Origin of the sequence: Pedobacter sp. ASV28 (genome assembly GCF_016428855.1) — a bacterium.
Lineage (GTDB): Bacteria > Bacteroidota > Bacteroidia > Sphingobacteriales > Sphingobacteriaceae > Pedobacter.
This window is the reverse complement of the sequence record NZ_JAELTN010000133.1, coordinates 1-577: the sequence shown is the minus strand read 5'-3', so window position 1 is coordinate 577 and position 577 is coordinate 1. Positions and strand designations below refer to the sequence as shown.

General features: G+C 39.7%; 1 protein-coding gene. It reads right to left on the bottom strand.

What is annotated here, in order from left to right; genetic code table 11:
• A partial coding sequence (locus JHD79_RS22515; protein ID WP_199121604.1) for a hypothetical protein occupies positions 1 to 577 on the bottom strand: 577 nt, incomplete at both ends.

Here is a 577-nt window from a genome sequence, read left to right as displayed (position 1 = left end):
GTCCAAGATTCCAACCGCCAACATTTTGATTCATGGCCAAGGCAATAAAATCGGCAATAACACCAGGTAGGGTTTCTGCCACCATAATATAAGTCAAAAAACCAGGATGCCCTATATGTGTTGCATGATTGAAAAACAGCTTTTTTGAATATTCAACCAATTCTTCTTCAGCTAATCCCTTTTCGGGAATATCAAAAGTCAATGACTCTTTTACTTCCGTTGTCGATGACAGATTTAGTACAGCAAGATGAGGCAAAGCAGTAAGGTATTCAATCCAAGTATCAAATATACAGTTGCCCAGTGATTGTGTTTTTTTGATGTCCCAATTCAATTCCTGAAATGGAGCAGGAGTCTTAATATTTTCCAAATCTACCTTTTTGGATGTGAATGGAATATGGGTTAATAGCTTTCTGTTGTGGAGCAATTCGTCAAGATTAAGCTTTAAAAACTCACCTTCTGATGCGGGAAGTAAACCATGCGCCACAAGCACTTCCCTACTTTCGGGCAGGTAGATGGCGCAACGTGTGGTATATTTATCAGGTCCTTTCTTTAATACGGGACCTGTGGTGAGTATCTC